Origin of the sequence: Pseudomonas sp. AP42 (genome assembly GCF_001728935.1) — a bacterium.
Classification (GTDB): Bacteria; Pseudomonadota; Gammaproteobacteria; order Pseudomonadales; family Pseudomonadaceae; genus Aquipseudomonas; species Aquipseudomonas lactis.
The window spans coordinates 1-3782 of sequence record NZ_LYSO01000202.1 but is presented as its reverse complement, the minus strand read 5'-3'; the positions used below and the strand labels follow the sequence as shown (position 1 = coordinate 3782).

General features: G+C 59.8%; 5 protein-coding genes and 1 pseudogene. 3 read left to right on the top strand and 3 right to left on the bottom strand.

Annotation, left to right across the window (positions count from 1 at the left end):
- Positions 1–166: 166 nt before the first annotated feature.
- Positions 167–1096 (bottom strand): AraC family transcriptional regulator, encoded by a 930-nt coding sequence (locus A7K61_RS30425; protein ID WP_003193916.1) that lies wholly within the window; start codon positions 1094–1096, stop codon positions 167–169.
- A 327-nt stretch (positions 1097–1423) separates the two neighbouring features.
- Here A7K61_RS30425 and A7K61_RS30420 point away from each other — a divergent pair, with 327 nt between their 5' ends.
- The gene (locus tag A7K61_RS30420; protein WP_044268011.1) at positions 1424–1765 is read left to right on the top strand and encodes an antibiotic biosynthesis monooxygenase family protein; all 342 of its coding nucleotides are present in this window, start codon (positions 1424–1426) and stop codon (positions 1763–1765) included.
- 41 nt (positions 1766–1806) lie between these two features.
- Positions 1807–2052: a hypothetical protein gene (locus A7K61_RS30415; protein WP_044268008.1), complete on the top strand. Its 246-nt coding sequence runs from the start codon at positions 1807–1809 to the stop codon at positions 2050–2052.
- Here the strand turns inward: A7K61_RS30415 and A7K61_RS34035 are convergent.
- Positions 2045–2134 (bottom strand): annotated as a pseudogene (locus A7K61_RS34035) (outer membrane lipoprotein carrier protein LolA); the annotation flags it as partial. The gene A7K61_RS30415 and the pseudogene A7K61_RS34035 overlap by 8 nt on opposite strands.
- 17 nt (positions 2135–2151) lie before the next feature.
- Positions 2152–2772 carry a flavin reductase family protein gene (locus A7K61_RS30410; RefSeq protein ID WP_044268006.1) on the bottom strand — a complete coding sequence of 207 codons (621 nt, stop codon included), beginning with the start codon at positions 2770–2772 and terminating at the stop codon, positions 2152–2154.
- Positions 2773–2949: 177 nt separating this feature from the next.
- Between A7K61_RS30410 and A7K61_RS30405 the strand changes: the two genes are divergently transcribed.
- Complete coding sequence (locus A7K61_RS30405; RefSeq protein WP_069559010.1) at positions 2950–3705, top strand: hypothetical protein; 756 nt, start codon at positions 2950–2952, stop codon at positions 3703–3705.
- Positions 3706–3782 lie beyond the last annotated feature (77 nt).

The following is a 3782-nucleotide window of genomic DNA, read 5'->3' as shown; positions in this document are numbered from 1 at the left end:
TTACCGCAGCAATGGATATATACCCAATCCAACTGTGTCGCCTGCCAGGCCGCCTTCGCGAGCAAGCCCGCTCCCACAGTTGGATCGTGGGGCATCAGGTAGATAAGTGTCGGCTGCCAGGCCGCCATCGCAGGCAAGCCAGCTCCCACATTTTGCTACGCACGCATCAGATGCTTTGGCGCAACCGGGCCAAGTCGCGCAGCGGCGGCGCACCAAACAACCGGCTGTACTCCCGGCTGAACTGCGACGGGCTTTCATACCCCACCCGATACCCCGCCGCCGAAGCCTCCAGCCCTTCGGCGATCATCAGCCGCCGCGCTTCCTGCAAGCGCAGTTGCTTCTGGTATTGCAGCGGGCTCATGGCGGTGATCGCTTTGAACCGGTGGTGCAAGGTCGAGACGCTCAGGTTCACTTCCTTGGCCAGGTCGTCGATACGCAGCGGCTGTTCGTAGTTACCGTTCAACCAGGTGATTGCCTGGCTCACCCGATGGCTCTGGCTGTTAGCCACAGCAATTTCATACAGGCGATAACCCTGCGGGCCACGCAGCAAACGGTAGAGGATTTCACGGTTGATCAGCGGCGCGAGCATCGCGATGTCTTTAGGCGTGTCCAGCAAGCGGGTCAGGCGCAGCACCGCATCGAGCAGTGCGTGATCGATGCGGTCGACGTACATGCCTCGCGAGGTCGGGCGTGAGGGCACGCCCATCGGCCCGGCCTCTGCGATCAGCGCGGTGAGCTGCGCCGGGTCGATGTTGATGCGCACCGAGAGGTTCGGGTCCTCGGCGGTGGCGTCGATAATGCGGCCGGCTACCGGCATCGCCACCGAGAACACCAAGTAGTTGAGCGGGTCGTAGGCAAAGATCTCGTCGGCCAGGCGCACCTCCTTACTGCCACTGGCGAGGATGCACAGCGCGGGTTCCACCAGCACGGGCATGAAATCCCGGGGCGCATTGTGGCGGTTCAGGTACAGCGAGGTGATCGCCGTGCCGTAGGAACCGTCCTCCCAGGTATGGCGGTGCACGATACTGGCCAGCTCGGCGCGTTGTTTCTCCATCTCGGCATCGAGGGGAACGGGCTTGGATTCGGGCGACGGCATGGGGCGTCCTCTACACGCGGCTTTGATGGGCTCAGCTTAGCGGCGGCTGTTCAAATAGTGTTACGTCGATTCTGCAGCATCCTTGCCTGATCCTGCGAGATAGCGTGAATCAGGCAAGTGCGCAGCCTGTCATCTGCCTGAAACATGGGGCCTGGGCCTGGAATAAATCCTGAGGCCGAACGTCCTCCCTACGCTTCTCGCAGGATTGTGCAATAAGCCTGCAGGAATTGACTAACCGCGCTTACCGCCGCGCCGTTATCTTTGATCCTGTGGCAACACGCCCTCATTGTGCTTGCCGAGCATCACTTCTCAACGGGAGAGTCGAACATGTCCACCCCCATTCCCGCGAGCCATATGGCCTTTATCCGTGCCCGTAGCGGGTGCAGCACCGAACTCGGTGCACGCTTGAGCAGTTTGATTGAACCGGGTCGCCAGGCCCAGGGTTGCCTGCAATTCTCGTTGCAGCACTCCCAGGTCGACCCCGATGTGTGGCTGGTGTCCGGGTTCTGGAGCAGCGAGCAGGCCATGAGCGCCTACTTCAGCTCTCCGGCCCTGATGATCTTCACCGAGCTGTTGAACGACATGGTCGTGCGTAGCATGGACTTCCAGACTTTTACCGACGCATCGGCCGCACAGGCGTACGGTGAGTACCTGCAACTGGCCGGTTAGCGGTTAGAATGGCCGACTTTCCATTGGCCAGGACCTGCAACATGGCACGTAAACAATTTGCCCACCACGAAGCCGTTTCCGCCGTAGTACCGGGCGAAGGTGGCTACAGCGCCGCCGTCGCCGTCAAGGCACTGGATGGCATGGGCGCACCCAGGTTTCACAAGATCCTTGATGGGCAGACGTTCAAGACGGCTTCGGATGCTGATGATGCGGCGACGCTGCAACTTGAGCGTCTGGTCGATGTGGATGCAGAAGGCCAACTGACCTGGGCTCCCGCCGCACTGTAGGAGCGAGCTTGCTCGCGAAAAACTCAAGAGCACCGCGTTCAGCCTGGTGCCCCGCGTTATCGTTGACGATCTTCGCGAGCAAGCTCGCTCCTACAGGGGCTATTGAGGTCTGTACATCTTGAACAGTGCTTCCGGCCCCAGCTGGAAATAATCCGCCGGGCCACCCCCACGCAAAATCGGCTCGGCGGCAGCAGTGTCGTAGATCCCATCCTTGAGCAACCACTTGGCGATGTGCACCGCAACCACCTCGCCCAGCACCAGCCAGCTTGGCACCAACTGTTGGTCGGCACGTTGCAGTTGGATGATCTGCGTCACCTTGCACTCGAACGACACCGGGCTCTCGCCCACCCGTGGTACGCCGACGATTTTCGAAGCCACCGGCGTCAGCCCGGAGAGTTCGAATTCATTCACCTCGGGCGATACCGGCGCGCAGCTCTGGTTCATCTGCTCGGCCAGCGGGCGGGTGGCCAGGTTCCAGACGAACTCGCCGGTCTGTTCGATATTGTTCAGGCTGTCTTTGCGCCCGACACTGGAAAACCCAATGATCGGCGGAATGTAGTTGAACGCATTGAAGAAGCTGTAGGGCGCCAGATTCAGGCGGCCTTCGCGGTCGTGGGAGGAGATCCAGCCAATCGGGCGTGGGCCGACGATGGCATTGAACGGGTCGTGAGGCAGGCCGTGGCCGTTGGCGGGTTCGTAAAAGTGGATATCGTCAGGCATGGCCGGGGTTCCTGCTACGCGGTTTGAGAGACCGTCATAGTGCAATTCATGGCGGTGAATTTCCACGGTGCCCATGGATTTTTCATACATAGGCCACCTATTTTTCACAGCTTTCCCTTCAGTCTGCGCCCAAGGTCAATACCCCCTATAAGACTGAGCCTTGGAGCCATCTACTGCATGAACAAACTTCCTCAGATCACCTTGGCGTTCTGGGTCATGAAAATCTGCGCAACCACCTTGGGCGAAACCGCCGGGGATTTGCTGTCGATGACCTTGAACGTTGGTTACGCCATCAGCTCCATGATCCTCATCAGCGTGTTCCTGGTGACCCTGGTGACGCAACTCTGGTCGAAAACCTACAACCCGGTGCTGTACTGGATCGTGATTTTGTCCACCAGCACGGCGGGTACCACGATGTCCGACTTCATGGACCGCACGCTGGGGCTGGGCTACGCCACGGGGTCGATGATCCTGATCGTGATCTTGATGATCATCTTTGCGGTGTGGCACCTCAGTGGTGACTCGCTGAATGTAAACAAGGTGCAGACCTTCCGGGGCGAGCTGTTTTACTGGATGGCGATCCTGTTTTCCAACACCTTGGGCACCGCATTGGGCGATTTTCTCGCGGACGATTCGGGGTTGGGCTTCGCCGGTGGCGCATTGCTGATCGGTTCGACCATCGCCGCGGTGGTGGCGCTCAAGTACTTCACACGCATCTCGTCGGTGCTGTTGTTCTGGGTGGCGTTTGTACTGACACGGCCGTTTGGCGCGACCTTGGGAGATTTCCTGACCAAACCCCATGAAAAGGGCGGCCTGGATTTTGGCACCGTCGGTTCATCGGCGGTGTTGGCGGCGGTGCTGGTGGTGATGATTGCTGGCGCGTCGTATGCACAACGGCGCTATGGGCGCAGCGAGGCTGCAGAGTTGTCCTAAAACTAAATGTGGGAGCGGGCTTGCTCGCGAATGCGGTGGATCAGTCAATGAATCTGTCGACTGACACACCGCCTTCG